This is a genomic window from Jannaschia formosa, from assembly GCF_003340555.1.
GTDB lineage: Bacteria > Pseudomonadota > Alphaproteobacteria > Rhodobacterales > Rhodobacteraceae > Jannaschia > Jannaschia formosa.
In genome coordinates this window covers 255,501-270,652 of record NZ_QPLJ01000003.1, presented here as the reverse complement: position 1 = coordinate 270,652, position 15,152 = coordinate 255,501, and the positions used below count along the sequence as shown (strand labels likewise).

At 69.4% G+C, this 15,152-nt stretch carries 15 protein-coding genes; 7 read left to right on the top strand and 8 right to left on the bottom strand.

Features of this window, described 5'->3' with window-relative positions:
• The first annotated feature begins 14 nt into the window (after positions 1-14).
• From DR046_RS05690 to DR046_RS05660, 7 genes are all read left to right on the top strand, one after another.
• Positions 15-1,418 (top strand): 1-acyl-sn-glycerol-3-phosphate acyltransferase, encoded by a 1,404-nt coding sequence (locus DR046_RS05690; RefSeq protein ID WP_115380826.1) that lies wholly within the window; start codon positions 15-17, stop codon positions 1,416-1,418.
• Positions 1,419-1,511: 93 nt separating this feature from the next.
• A complete protein-coding gene (ccrA, locus tag DR046_RS05685; protein WP_115380825.1) occupies positions 1,512-2,804 on the top strand; it encodes a crotonyl-CoA carboxylase/reductase in 1,293 nt (430 codons plus the stop codon).
• A gap of 202 nt (positions 2,805-3,006) precedes the next feature.
• Positions 3,007-3,204 carry a hypothetical protein gene (locus tag DR046_RS05680; protein ID WP_115380824.1) on the top strand — a complete coding sequence of 66 codons (198 nt, stop codon included), beginning with the start codon at positions 3,007-3,009 and terminating at the stop codon, positions 3,202-3,204.
• Positions 3,164-3,874: a helix-turn-helix transcriptional regulator gene (locus tag DR046_RS05675; RefSeq protein WP_115380823.1), complete on the top strand. Its 711-nt coding sequence runs from the start codon at positions 3,164-3,166 to the stop codon at positions 3,872-3,874. Before DR046_RS05680 ends, DR046_RS05675 begins: the two co-directional genes overlap by 41 nt.
• Before the next feature lie 296 nt (positions 3,875-4,170).
• The gene (locus DR046_RS05670) at positions 4,171-4,794 is read left to right on the top strand and encodes an acyl-homoserine-lactone synthase (protein ID WP_115380822.1); all 624 of its coding nucleotides are present in this window, start codon (positions 4,171-4,173) and stop codon (positions 4,792-4,794) included.
• A gap of 19 nt (positions 4,795-4,813) precedes the next feature.
• A complete protein-coding gene (locus tag DR046_RS05665; protein WP_115380821.1) occupies positions 4,814-6,337 on the top strand; it encodes an ATP-dependent DNA helicase in 1,524 nt (507 codons plus the stop codon).
• Entirely contained in the window at positions 6,334-7,053 is a 720-nt protein-coding gene (locus DR046_RS05660) for an SDR family oxidoreductase (RefSeq protein ID WP_115380820.1), read from the top strand. Before DR046_RS05665 ends, DR046_RS05660 begins: the two co-directional genes overlap by 4 nt.
• Before the next feature lie 60 nt (positions 7,054-7,113).
• Here DR046_RS05660 and DR046_RS05655 read toward each other — a convergent pair whose 3' ends face one another.
• From DR046_RS05655 to DR046_RS05620, 8 genes are all read right to left on the bottom strand, one after another.
• Complete coding sequence (locus tag DR046_RS05655; protein WP_115380819.1) at positions 7,114-7,869, bottom strand: TIGR02186 family protein; 756 nt, start codon at positions 7,867-7,869, stop codon at positions 7,114-7,116.
• Positions 7,869-8,792, bottom strand: coding sequence for a sulfite exporter TauE/SafE family protein (locus DR046_RS05650; RefSeq protein WP_115380818.1), 924 nt, complete (start codon positions 8,790-8,792; stop codon positions 7,869-7,871). The genes DR046_RS05655 and DR046_RS05650 overlap by 1 nt, the downstream gene beginning before the upstream one ends.
• Positions 8,793-9,053: 261 nt before the next feature.
• The gene (locus DR046_RS05645; protein ID WP_115380817.1) at positions 9,054-9,860 is read right to left on the bottom strand and encodes a purine-nucleoside phosphorylase; all 807 of its coding nucleotides are present in this window, start codon (positions 9,858-9,860) and stop codon (positions 9,054-9,056) included.
• The gene (locus tag DR046_RS05640) at positions 9,844-10,809 is read right to left on the bottom strand and encodes an ABC transporter permease (protein ID WP_115380816.1); all 966 of its coding nucleotides are present in this window, start codon (positions 10,807-10,809) and stop codon (positions 9,844-9,846) included. Before DR046_RS05640 ends, DR046_RS05645 begins: the two co-directional genes overlap by 17 nt.
• A 9-nt stretch (positions 10,810-10,818) precedes the next feature.
• Complete coding sequence (locus DR046_RS05635) at positions 10,819-11,976, bottom strand: ABC transporter permease (RefSeq protein ID WP_115380815.1); 1,158 nt, start codon at positions 11,974-11,976, stop codon at positions 10,819-10,821.
• A 106-nt stretch (positions 11,977-12,082) separates the two neighbouring features.
• Positions 12,083-13,654 carry an ABC transporter ATP-binding protein gene (locus tag DR046_RS05630; RefSeq protein ID WP_115380814.1) on the bottom strand — a complete coding sequence of 524 codons (1,572 nt, stop codon included), beginning with the start codon at positions 13,652-13,654 and terminating at the stop codon, positions 12,083-12,085.
• Entirely contained in the window at positions 13,651-14,013 is a 363-nt protein-coding gene (locus DR046_RS05625) for a nuclear transport factor 2 family protein (protein ID WP_115380813.1), read from the bottom strand. Before DR046_RS05625 ends, DR046_RS05630 begins: the two co-directional genes overlap by 4 nt.
• Complete coding sequence (locus tag DR046_RS05620; protein WP_115380812.1) at positions 14,013-15,017, bottom strand: BMP family lipoprotein; 1,005 nt, start codon at positions 15,015-15,017, stop codon at positions 14,013-14,015. The genes DR046_RS05625 and DR046_RS05620 overlap by 1 nt, the downstream gene beginning before the upstream one ends.
• Positions 15,018-15,152 lie beyond the last annotated feature (135 nt).

Sequence of the window (15,152 nt, the reverse complement as noted above, 5' to 3'; positions counted from 1 at the left end):
AGAGCACGGAGCCGATGAACCAGACCGTTCCGGTCCCGCTCTGGGCGCTGCTGCTGCTTTGTGCATTCGCCGCCGTGACCTTCGCGTCGCATTTCCTGTTCCCCTCGGTGCGCTGGTTCTTCCGGCGCCGGGCGGAGCGGGTGATCGAGCGGCTCAACCGGCGGCTCGAACGGCCGATCCAGCCCTTCAAGCTGGCCCGCCGGATGGACACGGTGAACCGCCTGATCCACGACCCGCAGGTCGCGCAGGCGATCCTCGACCATGCGCGCAAGACGGGCGTCCCCGAGGGCGTCGCCTTCGAGACCGCGCGCCGCTACGCCAACGAGATCGTGCCCGGCTTCTCGGCGGTGCTCTATTTCTCGGTCGCGATGCGGCTGGCGCGCTGGCTGTCGCGCGGCCTCTACCGGGTACGGGTCACCGGCGAGAAGGCGGCGCTGGGCGGCGTCGATCCCGGCGCGACGGTGGTCTACGTGCTCAACCACCGGTCCAACATGGACTACGTGCTGGTCACATGGCTCGCCTCGGACCAGACCGCCTTGGCTTATGCGGTCGGCGAATGGGCGCGGCGCTGGCCGCTCGCGCCGCTGATCCGGGCGCTGGGCGGGTATTTCGTGCGGCGGCGCGATCTCAACCCGCTCTATCGCAAGGTGCTGGCGCGCTACGTCCAGATCGCGACCGAGAACGGGGTGACGCAGGCCGTCTTCCCTGAGGGCCGCCTGTCCCGGGATGGCGCGCTGCATGCGCCGAAGCTGGGCATCCTGTCCTACATCCTCGACGGCCACGACCCGGAGAGCGCGGGGGACGTCGTCTTCGTGCCCGTCGCCGTCAATTACGAGCGGGTGCTGGAGGACCGCGTCCTGATCGCGGCCCACGGGACGGGGACCAGGGCGTTCCGGCTGCGCTGGTGGATGATCGCGCGTTACCTGCTGCGCCATCTGCAATTGCGGCTGACGGGGCGGTTCTCGCGCTTCGGCTATGCGGCGGTGTCCTTCGGCCGGCCGCTGTCGCTGCGGGCCTTCCTGTGGAAGGGACACGCGGACCCGGCCGCCGCCCTGGGCGCGGCGCTGATGGCCCGCGTGGCCGAGGCGCTGCCGGTCCTGCCCGGCCCGCTGGTCTGCGAGGCGCTGCTGGAGGGGGCCGAGGACGAGGACGCGGTGACCCGCCACGTCTCGGCCCGGTTGGCCGCCTTCTCGGCGGCAGGCCACCCCGTCCATGCCGAGGTCGACACGCTGGAGGCGACGCTGGGCGCCTCGCTGCGCATGATGGCCGCGCGCAACGCGATCCGGTTCGACGGAGGGCGGATCGCACTCGACCCCGAGTGGGGACCGGTGCTGCGCTTCTATGCGCGGACGCTCCCGCGACTGGATCCGGCGACGCCCGTGATCGAAACGAGAGAGACCGAAAATTACTCCACGTAGCAATTTCGTGTTGGAATGTTGCCGGGTGCCTGCTAGCTCCACCGCAGCGCAGCATGCGATTCCGCGACGCGGCAACGACAGGAGGTTTCCTTGATGGCTCTCGATACCCAATCCCCCCAGCCTGCCTACGACGCCCCGGCGAAGGACCTCTACGAGGTGGGAGAGATGCCCCCGATGGGCCACGTGCCCGCGCGCATGTATGCCTGGGTCCTTCGGCGCGAGCGGCATGGCGAGCCCGAGACCGCGCTCGAGCAGGAGATCGTCGAGACCCCCGAGATCGGCGACACCGAGGTCCTGATCCTCGTGATGGCCGCCGGCGTGAACTACAACGGCGTCTGGGCCTGCCTCGGCCAGCCCGTGTCGGTCTTCGACGGGCACAAGGCGCCCTACGCGGTGATCGGCTCGGATGCGGCCGGCATCGTCTGGAAGGTGGGCGCCAAGGTGAGGCGCTGGAAGGTGGGCGACGAGGTCGTCGTCCATTGCAACCAGGACGACGGCGACGACGAGGAATGCAACGGCGGCGACCCGATGTATTCCCCGTCCCAGCGGATCTGGGGCTACGAGACGGCCGACGGCTCCTTCGGGCAGTTCACCCGCGTCCAGGCGCAGCAGCTCATGCCGCGGCCGAGGCACCTGACCTGGGAGGAGTCGGCCTGCTACACGCTGACGCTGGCCACCGCCTACCGCATGCTCTTCGGGCACGAGCCGCACGACCTGAAGCCCGGGCAGAACGTGCTGGTCTGGGGCGCGTCGGGGGGCCTCGGCTCCTACGCGATCCAGCTCATCAACACCGCCGGGGCGAACGCGGTCGGGGTGATCTCGGACGAGTCCAAGCGCGACTTCGTGCTGGGGCTCGGCGCGAAGGGGGTCATCAACCGCAAGGAGTTCGACTGCTGGGGGCAGATGCCGCAGGTCAACACCGCGGAATACGCCGCCTGGGCCAAGGAGGCGCGGCGTTTCGGCAAGGCCATCTGGGAGATCACCGGCAAGGGCGTCAGCGTCGACATGGTGTTCGAGCATCCCGGCGAGTCGACCTTCCCGGTCTCGACCCTGGTCTGCAAGAAGGGCGGGATGGTCGTGATCTGCGCCGGGACCACCGGCTTCAACTGCACCTTCGACGTCCGCTACATGTGGTCCCACCAGAAGCGGCTGCAGGGCAGCCACTTCGCGCATCTCAAGCAGGCGGCGGCGGCCAACAAGCTGATGGTCGAGCGGCGGCTGGACCCCTGCATGTCCGAATGCTTCGCCTGGGACGACCTGCCCGAAGCGCACATGAAGATGCTCCGCAACGAGCACAAGCCGGGCAACATGTCGGTGCTGGTCCAGGCGCCCCGAACCGGCCTGCGCACCCTCGAGGACGTGCTGGAGGCAGGCCGCGACGCCTGACACGACCCGATTCCCGCCATCGCGCCCCCGCCTTGACCGGCGGGGGCGTTCCTTCTTCGTTCAGCGCCGCTTCCGGGATCAACCTGTTGCCTGCGCGCCCCTCCCCACAAATGGGGAGATAGAATCCGCGAGTTTCGCGCCCGATCCGCGTGCTGATACAGTCGGCTTAATCAACCATTAACCTTTACCGAAGGATCGTCGGATGTCGAAAGACTGGATCATCGAAGTGCTGGGCGACCTGCGCGGCTTTGCGACCATGAACGAATTGCCGAATCTGGCCGCGCAGCTGGAAGAGTCGATTATCGTGGCCATCGCGGAAGTCACGCAGTCCGAGCCGGCGCTGGCGCGGGCGGGAATGCATGACGCGGAAGCTGGACGATCTCTTGGAGAGGCTGGGTAACGTCACCGACCTCACCGCCCTGAACACCTCCGTCCACGAGCTGCGCGACTGTTACGACGTCGAGCATCTGGCCTACCACTCGGTGAAGTCGGGGGGCGATCAATGGGGCGCGTTGACCTACGCCCCGGTCTGGGTCGCGGCCTATATCGAGCACAACTTCCAGACCGTGGATCCCGTCGTCCTCGCCTGCTTCAACCGGTTCACGCCGGTCGACTGGAAGCGGCTCGACTGGTCGACCCGCCCGGCCCGGGCCCTGCTGGGCGAGGCCATCGCCAACGGGCTCGGCAACCAGGGCTTCAGCCTGCCGATCCGGGGCCCGTCGGGTCAGTTCGCCCTGTTCACGGTCAATCACAGGGCCGGTGACAGCAGTTGGGAGCATTTCACCCGCGACCACCTGCACGAGCTGCTTCTGGCCGCGCATTACGTCAACGAGCGCGCGCTCGCCCTCGACGGCGAGGGCCATGCGCCGCATCAGGCGCTCAGCCCGCGCGAGACCGACGCGCTGACGCTGCTCGCAGCCGGGAAGAGCCGGGCCCAGGCGGCAGAGCGGCTCAGGATCAGCGAACACACGCTGCGGGTCTATATCGAGAGCGCGCGCTTCAAGCTGGGTGCGATGAACACCACCCACGCGGTGGCCAACGCCCTCTCCCGCGGCCTGATCTGCCTCTAGGCGGAAAGGCGGGCGTTGACCGCTTGTCGGGCTGCGCGCGGCTCCCTCCGGGCATTTGGAAAACTCGAAGACGGCCACGCGAATCGGCGGGGACGCGTCCCTCGCCCGGGGCGCTGCCTGCGCCGAGGATCCGGCGCGCCGCACGTCTGCGACCTGCCGGCTCACCTTCGCCCCAACGCGCGCGCGTGCCGCTGAGCGGGCGCCGTTGCGCGCTCCGGGTGTCCGGCGCGCGCTAGGAAAGCGTTAACCGCTCGGCTCCAGCCCGGTCCGTCGCAACAGACGGAAAGGGCCCTCCGATGACGATCCGCTATCTCTACGCGTCCGACCTCACCTCCGCGCCGGAGCTTGCGGCGGACATGTTCCGGGATCGCAGCGCGCAGTTCCGCGACCGGATGGGCTGGGACGTGACCGTCGACGAGTTCGGCTGGGAGACGGATCGATACGACCGGCTCGACCCGCTCTATGTCATCGCCGAGGACGCCGCGGGCGGTCATGCCGGCTCGATGCGCTTCCTGCCGACGACGGGGCCGACGATGCTGGCCGAGGTCTTTCCCAATCTCACCGGCGGCGGCGCGATCCGCTCTCCGCTGATCTGGGAATGCACGCGGTTCTGCCTGTCGCCCGCAGCCGGGCGCGGGGCCGCGCGCCAGCTTCTGCTCGCCGCATCGGAGCTGGGGTTCGGCATGGGGCTGACCCATGCGCTGGGCGTGTTCGACGCGCCCATGACCCGCATCTACCGCCGTCTCGGCTGGGAGCCGGAGGTGCTGGGCAGCGAGGACGGCATCTCGGCCGGGATCTGGACCTTCTCGGCGGCGACCCATGACCGGCTCTGCGGGATGGTCGGCGTCCACCCCTCGCAGTCGCGGCACTGGTTCGAGGCGGCCTTCGGCGGCTTTCTGCCCCTTCCCGTCGGCGCCTGACCGGGCCACAAGGGCGGAGATGACCAGCCCCGCGCTTTCCCCCGACCAGGCCGCCGCCTGGGACCGCATCGCCGAGCTGCTGTCCGACAGCGGCATCGACCTGACCGAAGGCTGGGCCGCCCCGCGCGAGGACGAGGAGGGGCGGGTGCTGGCCGTGACCGGCAAGGCCGGGTCCGGCAAGACGCTGCTTTTGGCCGAGCTGGTCCGGGCGCTGCGCGGGGCGGGGCTGGATCTCGTCTCCGGCGACTGGGAGCGCAAGCGGGGCGAGCGCCGGACGCTGGCGGTGCTGGCGCCGACCAACAAGGCGGCCTCGGTGCTGCGCAACCGGGGCGTGCCCGCGACCACGATCCACCGTATCCTCTATACCCCGGTCTACGATCCCGAATACGAGAAGCTCGCCGAGTGGCTCGCGGGCGAAGGCGACCGCCCCGAGATGGAGGCCATGCCGGAGGCCGCCATGGACCGCGCCAAGCGCGTCTACGACGAGACCGGGTCCGTCCCCGGCGCGCTGGCCGCCGCAGGTCTGCGCGGCTCGGACTTCATCACCGGATGGAAGCGGCGGGACTCGCCACTCGATATCGGCTTCGTCGACGAATCCTCGATGCTGGACGACAAGCAGTACGAGGACCTGACCGAGATCTTCCCGACGCTCGTCCTCTTCGGCGATCCGGCGCAGCTTGCCCCCGTGAACCAGTCGGGCCGCATGGTCTTCGACCGGTTCGAAGGCGACGATCACATGCATCTCGACCGCGTCCACCGGCAGGAAGCGGACAACCCCATCCTCGACCTGGCCCATGCGCTGAGCGACCCGCAGCTCGACTTCTACAGTTTCGAGCGCATGGTGGAGCAGGCGGCGGCGCGGGACGAGCGCGTTCAGGTCTCCGCCCGGGTGGACAGCGACCTGATGGCGCGCTCTCCGGTGCTGGTCTGGCGCAACGCGACGCGCATCCGCCTGATCCGCGCCTTCCGGCAGGCGCATGGCGCCGACGACACCCATCTGCTGCCCGGGGAGCCGCTGATCTGCGACGGGCTGGAGCTGCCGCTCAAGCACCGCAAGCGCCGCATCGACCTAGAGGCGCGGGGCCTCATCAAGGGCGCGCAGGTCGTCTACCTGGGGCCGGGGCGCAAGCCGGGCTTCTCGAAGCTGCATGTCGTCGGCGCGCCCGAGCCGGAGATCAGCGTCAGCTCCATCGTCAAGATCGAGCATCCCGACGAGGAGGAGCCGTTCCTCCCCTTTGCCGCGCGCATGGGCGCGGCCTTCCTGCACGGGGCGGCGGTGACGATCCACAAGGCGCAGGGCTCCCAGTGGGAGGCGGTGCAGGTCTTCGGCCCGGATCTGGAGGTCGCCGCCCGGACAGGCCGCAACGAGGCCGGGCAGGCGCTGTGGAAGCGGTTGGCCTATGTGGCGATCACGCGGGCGGTGACGCGGCTGGTCTGGGTCAAGCGCTACGCGCTGGCCCTGCCGAAACAGCCGCTCGGGACCGACGACCTGAAGGTCGCGCCCGCGCCGCTGGAACTGACGGGGGAGGAGGAGACGGAATGAGATCGATCCTGATCACGGGGGCGTCCTCGGGGATAGGCGCCGCGACGGCGCGGCTGTTCCTGACCGAAGGCTGGCGCGTGGGGCTGATGGCGCGGCGCGAGGAGGCGCTGCGCGAGGTGGCCGGGGGCCACCCGCAGGCCGTGGCCCTGCCGGGGGACGTGACCGACCCCGCCTCGGTCGAGGCGGTGGTGGCGGCCTTCTGCGAAGGCGGGCCGCTCGACGTGCTGTTCAACAACGCGGGCGTCTTCGTCCCCGCCGCCCCGATAGACGAGACCTCGGTCGAGGACTGGAACCACGCCGTGGCGGTCAACCTGACCGGCATGTTCCTCGCCGCCCGCGCCGCCTTCGGGCGGATGCGCGCGCAGGGCGGCGGGCGGATCATCAACAACGGCTCGATCAGCGCGCATGTCCCGCGCGAGGGGGCGGTCAGCTACACCGTCACCAAGCACGCGATCACGGGGCTCACGCGGCAGTTGTCGCTCGACGGGCGGAGCCTTGGCATCGCCTGCGGGCAGATCGACATCGGCAACGCGCGCACGCCGATGCTGGAAGCGCTGGACAAGGTCCAGCGCGCCGTCGGCGGCGACGGCGTGCCGATGATGGATGTCGAGGACGCGGCCCGCGCGGTGCTGCACATGGCCAGCCTGCCGCCCGAGGCGAACGTGCTGACGATGACGATCATGGCGAACGCGATGCCCTATGTCGGGCGCGGCTGAGCGGGGGCAGGGTCGCCCCCGCCGGGCCGGTAGAGCGGGCATCCCCATGCCCGCCGCCCCTCAGGGCAGGATGTAGCGGAACACGGCCGAGGCGATCCAGCCGGCGGCGATCGCGATGACCAGCGACAGGATCCCGTAGACCAGCGGCTGGTCGTGGGCGAGGCCGTAGATGAACCGTTCTAGCCCGACCTTCGAGACGAAGATCGAGGTCGCGTAGCTGTCGATCACGCGGCCCCCGCGGGTCAGGAAGATGCGCGTCTCGTAATTGCCCTCGGTCAGGGCCGAGGGCAGGGCGATTTGGGTCGAGAACAGCGTGTCGTCGCGCAGCTGAACGGTGCCTTCCGCCCGGGTGTAGACCCCTTCGGCCTGGCGCACGCGCACCAGCGCGTCGAGGAAGGCGGAGGCGTTCACGGCCGTCGAAGTGGCGTCGATGGCGCGCAGCTTCTGCGCGGTCGAGATGCGCCAGCGCAGGTCGTCGGTATGCGACAGCGCCTCCTCCAGCGGCCGGGTGGAGGCGACGGCGTAGAAGCTGGGCGCACGCTCCACCTCGATGCCCTCGACATTCACCCAGATCCCGGCGACGCGGTCCTTCCGTCGGACGATCACCTCCTCGTCCGGACCCTCCAGCGTGACGATCACCGCAAGCGGAGGCTGGAGCGGCGGGGGGGCGCTGCGCTTGATCGCGCCGAAGATCAGGATCTCGGAGCCGCTGAAGGAGGTCGAGATCGACACGCGGTCCTGCGACAGGTCGGCCACGACCTCCTCGGCGGCGGCGGGCAGGGCCAGGCCCAGCAGGAGGAGCAGGAGGCGCACCATCAGTGCTCCCCGCCTGTGCCGATGGAATAGAGCTCCGCCGGCTCGATCAGCAGGTCCAGCGCCAGCTTGCCGCAGACCGCCAGCACCATAATGGCGAGCAGGATTCGCAGCTGCTCGGCCTTGAGCCGGGTGCCGAGCCGGGCGCCGATCTGCGCCCCGACCACGCCGCCCACCAGCAGCAGGACCGCCAGCACCATGTCGACGGTGTAGTTGGTCGTCGCGTGCAGCAGCGTCGCGAAGCCGGTCACGAAGATGATCTGGAAGAGCGAGGTCCCGACGACGACCTTGGTCGGCATGCCCAGCAGGTAGATCATCGCGGGCACCATGATGAAGCCGCCGCCCACGCCCATGATCGCCGCCAGGATGCCGACGAACAGCCCGACCGCCAGGGGCGGGATCACCGAGATGTAGAGGCCGCTGGTGCGGAACTTCATCTTCAGGGGCAGCGCATGGATCCAGCCGCGCTGACGGCGTACCGTGCGCGGGGCCGGACCCTCGGCACGGGACCTCCGGATGGCATTGAGGCTCTCGACGAACATCAGCGCGCCGATGATCCCGAGGAAGAGCACGTAGCAGAGCCGGACCAGAAGATCGACCTGCCCCATCTCGCGCAGCAGCGCGAAGACCTGCACGCCGAGCCCGGCCCCGATCAGGCCGCCGACCAGCAGCACGAAGCCCATTCGCAGGTCGACGGTCTTCCGGCGGAAATGCGCCAGCACGCCCGAGAAGCTGGAGGCGACGATGATGTTCGCTTCGGTCGCGACGGCGACCGCGGGCGGGATGCCGATCATGAACAGCAGCGGGGTCATCAGGAAGCCGCCGCCGACCCCGAACATCCCCGACAGGATGCCGACGATTCCGCCCAGTCCCAGCAGCAGGAAGGCGTTGACCGAGACTTCGGCGATGGGGAGGTAGATCTGCACGCGGGCGGCTCCGGGGGACGGGTCCTTTGAACCCGAAGCGGGGCCGAAGTTCAAACCCTCCGGACGGATTGCGCGCGGCTGTGACCGGCTGGCCCTAACGGGACGGCGGGTCTGGACCGATGCCGGGCAGGGGGGCGCTGGCCCCGGCGGCGTCTCGGGGCTCCGCTCGTGGGCCGGCCAGAAGGTCCGCTGGACCTGTTACGGGAAGCTCGATCACCCGCCCGACGCATTTCCGGCGAGATGAGGGGGAGAGGCTAAACGTTAATCCAACTGTCCGGAGAGCAGCCTGGTAAGCACCCGCTCCAGCTTGGCGGCGCCGAGCGGGGCCATGGCCTTGGTATGCTCGTGGCTGATGGCCTCGTCCGAGAGACCCGCGGCCATGTTGGTGATGGTCGAGACGGCGGCGGCGCGCAGCCCGAGGAAGCGGGCGAGGATGATCTCGGGCACGGTGGACATGCCGACCGCGTCGGCGCCCAGCGTCCGCAGCGCCCGGATCTCGGCCGGGGTCTCGAAGGAGGGGCCGGAATACCAGGCGTAGACGCCTTCGTGCAGGTCGACCTCCTCGGCGCGGGCGGCGCGGCGCAGCGCGTCCCGCAGATCGGGGTCATGCGCGTCGCCCATCGGGACGAACCGGCGATCCGTCGGCTCTCCGATCAGGGGGTTCAGGCCCGAGAAGTTGATGTGGTCCGAGAGCAGCATCAGCGAGCCGGTCGGCATGTCGGGCTGGAGCGAGCCGGCGGCGTTCGTGGCGATCAGCGCCTCGGCGCCCAACTCCGCCAGAACCTCCAACGGCAGGCGCATCGCGTCCGCCTTGCCGCTCTCGTAGTAGTGCGAGCGTCCGCCGAAGACGGCGACGCGGGTCTCGCCCAGCCTGCCGACCACCAGCTTCGGCGAATGGCCCGAGACGCCCGCATGGGGAAAGCCCGGCAGGTCCTCGTAGGGGATCGCCACGCCGTCCACCCTGTCGGCAAGGTGGCCGAGGCCCGAGCCGAGGATCAGGCCCAGCTTCGGCGGCTCGGCCCCCGCGCGGTCGCGGATCGTGGCGGCAAGTTCAGCGCTCCTTGACATAGGGCTCTCCTCCGGCGCGGGGCGGGATCGCGCGGCCGACGAAGCCGGCGAGGATGACGACGGTCAGGATGTAGGGCAGGGCCTGCATGAACTGCGTGGGGACCGTCACCCCCAGCAACTCGACCGACTGGAAGCGGTTGCCCAGCGCCTCGAGCAGGCCGAAGAGGAAGGTCGCGCCCAGCGCGTGCCAGGGACGCCATTTGGCGAAGATCAGCGCGGCCAGCGCAATGAAGCCGCGGCCCGCCGACATCTCCTTGACGAAGCCGGCCGAGAGCGCGGTGGCGAGATAGGCGCCGGCGAGCCCCGTCAGCAGGCCGCAGATCATCACGGCGGCATAGCGCAGGCCCACGACCGAGACGCCCGCAGTGTCGACCGCCGCCGGGTTCTCGCCCACGGCGCGCAGGCGCAGGCCGAAGCGGGTGCGGCTCAGGATCCACCAGGTCAGCGGCACGCAGGCCAGCGCGACATAGACGAGGATCGAATGGCCCGACAGCAGGTCGGCGTAGATCGGGCCGATCACCGGCACGTCGCGGATGGCGTTCGCGAAGGGCAGGGTCAGCTCTCCGAACCGGGCGGGGCCTTCCAACTGCGGGGTGCGCCCGCCCAGCCCGAACCAGGCCTCGCCGATCACGACCGTCAGGCCCGAGGCCAGGAAGTTGATCGCGACGCCCGAGATGAGCTGGTTGCCGCGAAAGGTGATCGACGCGACCCCGTGGACCGCGGCCAGCATCAGCGCGGCGAGAATGCCCGCGAACATGCCCAGCCAGACGTTCCCCGTATAGGCGGCCATCGCCGCCGACAGGAAGGCGGAGGCGAGGATCTTTCCCTCCAGCCCGATGTCGAACACGCCCGCGCGTTCCGAGAACAGGCCCGCCAGACAGGCGAACAGCAGCGGGGTCGACAGCCGCAGGGCGGAGTCGAGGATCTGGATCAGGCCGGCGTAGTCCATCGGCTCTCCTTACGGCTTGGCGCCGGGGACGGGGTCGTTGTCCCCGCCCTTGGGCGAGGTCGGCATCGGCTGCGCGGGACGCCAGCGCAGCGACAGGAAGGCCCGCTCGATCGGCGACCGCACCATGTTGTCGAGCGCGCCGGTGAACAGGATCACCAGCGCCTGGATCACCAGGATGATCTCGCGCGTCATGCCGTTCATCTCGAAGGTCAGCTCGCCCCCGCCCTGGTAGAGCGCGCCGAACAGCAGCGCGGCGAGGAATACGCCCACCGGGTGGGACCGGCCCATCAGCGCCACCGCGATGCCGACGAAGCCCGCCCCCTGCACCGGGTCGATCACGAGGCGCTCGGCCTCGCCCATGACCGAGTTGATCGCCATCAGCCCGATCAACCCGCCCGAGATCAGCATCGAGATCATGATGATCCGGACCGAGGAGATGCCACCGTACAGGGCGGCGGGTTCGGACTGCCCGAAGGACCGGATCTCGTAGCCCAGCCGCGACTTCCAGATGAGCGCCCAGACGAAGACGCAGGCCGCGATGGCGAGGAAGAAGGACACGTTGAGCGGGGTCGACCGGCTGAATCCCAGCCAGGGCAGCACGTCGTAGGCGTTGGGCAGATGCACCGATTCGGCGAAGCGCGCGGTCTCGGGCGAGCCGCCCGCGCCGGGCACGATCAGCACGCGGGACAGAAGGTAGACCATCAACGCCGAGGCGATGAAGTTGAACATGATCGTCGTGATGACGATGTGGCTGCCGCGCTTTGCCTGCAGATAGGCCGGGATCGCCGCCCAGGCCGCGCCGAACAGCGCCGCCCCGATGCTGGCCGCGACGATGGCCAGCGTCCAGTGCGGCAGCGGCAGGTAGAGCAGGACCAGTGCGGCGCCCAGACCCCCCAGCGCAGCCTGCCCCTCGCCGCCGATGTTGAACAGCCGCGCGTGGAAGGCGACGGCGACGCCGAGCCCGGTGAAGATGAAGTTCGTCGCGTAGAACAGCGTGTAGCCCCAGCCATAGGCCGAGCCGACCGAGCCGTTCACGAGGATGTAGAGCGCCTCGAACGGGTCCTTCCCGATCAGCGCCACGACGAGACCCGACACGAACAGCGCCAGGATCAGGTTGATCAGCGGGATCAGCAGGATGTCGGCCCATTTCGGCAGGGCGTCGGTCATCTGTTCGCTCCGTTCCAGAGGGGCGTCGGGCCCGGGTGCGCCCCGAGGATCTCCGACCTCGGGGACCCTCGGCCCGTGCACGAGGATCGCGGGGCCGGCAGGCCGCTCACGCCACTTTCCCCGTCATCCCCGCCATCATCAGGCCCAGTTCGTTCGCGTCGGTCTCGGCGGGCAGGCGCTCGCCCATGATGCGGCCGTCGAACATCACCGCGATGCGGTCGGACAGGGCCATGATCTCGTCGAGTTCCACCGACACCAGCAGGATCGCCTTGCCCTTGTCGCGCAGCGCGACGACCTGCTTGTGGATGAACTCGATGGCGCCGATGTCGACGCCGCGGGTGGGCTGGCCGATCAGCAGCAGGTCCGGGTCGCGTTCGATCTCGCGGGCGAGGACGATCTTCTGCTGGTTGCCGCCCGAGAAGCTTTTCGCGGTCAGGTTCGGGTCCGGCGGGCGGACGTCGAAGCGCGCCATCTTGCCCTCGCAATCCTTCCGGAGCGCGGCGTTGTCCATGAACATGCCCGAGCCGAAGCGCGGCTCGTGGTGATAGCCGAAGCCCACGTTCTCCCAGGCGCGGAACTGCATGATGAGCCCCTCGCGCTGGCGGTCCTCGGGGACGTGGCCGATGCCCTGGTCGCGGCGCGAGCGGGCGGCCGAGGCGCTGCCGGTCAGGTCCAGCTCCTGCCCGTTCATGCGGATCGTGCCGGTCGCGGCGCGGTAGCCGCCCAGCACCTCCAGCAGCTCCGACTGGCCGTTGCCCGACACGCCCGCGATGCCCAGGACCTCGCCCGCCCGGATGTCGAGGTCGATGCCGCGCAGCCGCTCGACCCCCTGGTCGGCGACGACGCGCAGGCCCCGCACCTCCAGCACGGTCTTGCCCGGCCTGGCCGGGGTCTTGTCGACGCGCAGAAGCACCTTGCGCCCGACCATCAGCTCGGCCAGCTGCTCGGGGCTCGTGTCGGCGGTCTTGACGGTCGCCGTCATCTCGCCGCGCCGCATCACGCTGACCGTGTCGGTGATCTCCATGATCTCGCGCAGCTTGTGGGTGATCAGGATGATCGTCTTGCCCTGGTCGCGCAGGCCCTTGAGGATGCGGAACAGGTGGTCGGCCTCGGCGGGGGTCAGCACGCCCGTGGGCTCGTCCAGGATGAGGATGTCGGCCTCGCGGTAAAGCGCCTTGAGGATCTCGACCCGCTGCTGCAGCCCGACATTCAGGTCCTCGACCACGGCGTCCGGGTCGACCTCCAGCTCGTATTCGCGGGCGAGGTCGGTCAGCAGCTTGCGCGCCTTGGCCAGCGACGGCTTCAGAAGCCGCCCGTCCTCGGCGCCGAGGATGACGTTCTCGAGCACCGTGAAGGTCTCGACCAGCTTGAAATGCTGGAAGACCATGCCGATGCCGGCGTCGATGGCGGCCTGGCTGTCGGGGATCTCTGTCTTCTTGCCGCCGATATACACCTCGCCCGCGTCGGCCTTGTAGAAGCCGTAGAGGATGGACATCAGCGTGGACTTGCCCGCGCCGTTCTCGCCGATGATGCCGTGGATGGTGCCGCGCCGCACCTTGATCGAGATGTCCTTGTTGGCCTGGACCGTCCCGAAGGCCTTGGAGATGCCGCGCAGCTCGATGGCCAGCGGTGCGTCCTGCGACGCCGTCCCGGGCCGCTGGGACTGGCTCTGGGTCATTCGCTCTCCACGAAGCCGGTGACGCGGGTCAGGCGGCCGTCCTCGGCATGGCCGACGAAGATCAGCCGGGCGAAGGGCGCGCCGTCGCGGTCCAGCCGCGCATGGACCATCGCCGTCCCGTGGGTCACCTGCGGCGCGCCCTGAGGCAGCAGCACGACGTCGGGCAGCGCCTTGAGGAAGGTCGTCAGGTACTCCGCCATGCCGTCCCTGCCGTCGAGGGGCGCGGGGGCGTTCGGGTCCTCATAGGTGAACGAGGCCGCGAGGGCCTCGTCCAGTATCGTCTCGCGCGACCCCGCATCGGCCTCGTTCCAGGCCGACAGGAGCTTCAGGAGAGTCTCGCCAGGGGTCGCCTCCGCCATCAGAATGCCGGGCAGCTGTTGTCGGACAGGTAGTCGTGCACCTCGATCTCGCCCGCGATGATCTTGGCCTTCGCGTCTTCGACGGCAGCCTGCATCTCGGCGGTCACCAGCTCGGCGTTGTTCTCGTCGAGCGCGAAGCCCACGCCGTCGTTCTCGAGCGACATCACCGAGATCCCGGTCTCCAGCTCGCCCGCGGCGGCCTGCGAGAAGGTGTCGTAGACCGCGTTGTCGACGCGCTTGACCATCGAGGTCAGCACTTCACCCGGGTGCAAGTAGTTCTGGTTGCTGTCGACGCCGATCGAGAGGATGTCCTCGTCCGCCGCGGCCTGCAGCACGCCGATGCCGGTGCCGCCCGCGGCCGCGAAGACCACGTCGGAGCCCTGGGCGATCTGCGAGCGGGTCAGCTCGGCGCCCTTCACCGGGTCGTTCCAGGCGGCGGGGGTGGTGCCGGTCATGTTGACGATGACGTTGATGTCCGGGTTCACCGCCTTGGCACCCTGGGCGTAGCCGCAGGCGAACTTGGAGATGAGCGGCACGTCCATCCCGCCGACGAAGGACACGGTGCCTGTCTCGGAGGCCATCGCGGCCATCATGCCGACGAGGTACGATCCCTCGTGCTCCGAGAAGACGATCGACTTCACGTTGGGCTGGTCGACGACCATGTCGACGATCGCGAAGGTCGTATCCGGGTAGTCAGGGGCGACCACGTCCAGCGTCGAGGCGTTGGCGAAGCCCAGCACGACGACCGGATTGGCGCCACGCTCGGCCATGCGGCGCATGGTCTGCTCGCGCTGCGCCTCGTTGGCGAGCTCGGTCTCGGCGTAGTCGGCGCCGGTCTCTTCGGCCCAGCGCTGGGCGCCGGTATAGGCGCTCTCGTTGAACGACTTGTCGAACTTGCCGCCCAGGTCGATGATGAGGCCCGGATTGGCGTCCTGCGCGAGACCCGCGCCCGCCGTCAGGGCCAGCGCAGCGGCCGCGCCCATCAGCTTGGTGGAAATATTCATGGTCTTCTCCCGTTCTGCCGGCGGGGTCGACCTGGCGCCCGTCGCGCGCAGCGGCCCCCCGACCGTGCAAGTCATGTGGGCGATAAGGCCGCAATCGCAATACGGGTTCAAGCCGAAACCGCTGTCCGGGACGTG

Bases quoted from the DNA above. Each gene is read 5' to 3' on its own strand.
- DR046_RS05690 (WP_115380826.1), top strand. From the start codon at position 15: ATGAACCAGACCGTTCCGGTCCCGCTCTGGGCGCTGCTGCTGCTTTGT.
- ccrA (WP_115380825.1), top strand. From the start codon at position 1,512: ATGGCTCTCGATACCCAATCCCCCCAGCCTGCCTACGACGCCCCGGCG.
- DR046_RS05680 (WP_115380824.1), top strand. From the start codon at position 3,007: ATGTCGAAAGACTGGATCATCGAAGTGCTGGGCGACCTGCGCGGCTTT.
- DR046_RS05675 (WP_115380823.1), top strand. From the start codon at position 3,164: ATGACGCGGAAGCTGGACGATCTCTTGGAGAGGCTGGGTAACGTCACC.
- DR046_RS05670 (WP_115380822.1), top strand. From the start codon at position 4,171: ATGACGATCCGCTATCTCTACGCGTCCGACCTCACCTCCGCGCCGGAG.
- DR046_RS05665 (WP_115380821.1), top strand. From the start codon at position 4,814: ATGACCAGCCCCGCGCTTTCCCCCGACCAGGCCGCCGCCTGGGACCGC.
- DR046_RS05660 (WP_115380820.1), top strand. From the start codon at position 6,334: ATGAGATCGATCCTGATCACGGGGGCGTCCTCGGGGATAGGCGCCGCG.
- DR046_RS05655 (WP_115380819.1), bottom strand. From the start codon at position 7,869: ATGGTGCGCCTCCTGCTCCTCCTGCTGGGCCTGGCCCTGCCCGCCGCC.
- DR046_RS05645 (WP_115380817.1), bottom strand. From the start codon at position 9,860: ATGTCAAGGAGCGCTGAACTTGCCGCCACGATCCGCGACCGCGCGGGG.
- DR046_RS05640 (WP_115380816.1), bottom strand. From the start codon at position 10,809: ATGGACTACGCCGGCCTGATCCAGATCCTCGACTCCGCCCTGCGGCTG.
- DR046_RS05635 (WP_115380815.1), bottom strand. From the start codon at position 11,976: ATGACCGACGCCCTGCCGAAATGGGCCGACATCCTGCTGATCCCGCTG.
- DR046_RS05630 (WP_115380814.1), bottom strand. From the start codon at position 13,654: ATGACCCAGAGCCAGTCCCAGCGGCCCGGGACGGCGTCGCAGGACGCA.
- DR046_RS05625 (WP_115380813.1), bottom strand. From the start codon at position 14,013: ATGGCGGAGGCGACCCCTGGCGAGACTCTCCTGAAGCTCCTGTCGGCC.
- DR046_RS05620 (WP_115380812.1), bottom strand. From the start codon at position 15,017: ATGAATATTTCCACCAAGCTGATGGGCGCGGCCGCTGCGCTGGCCCTG.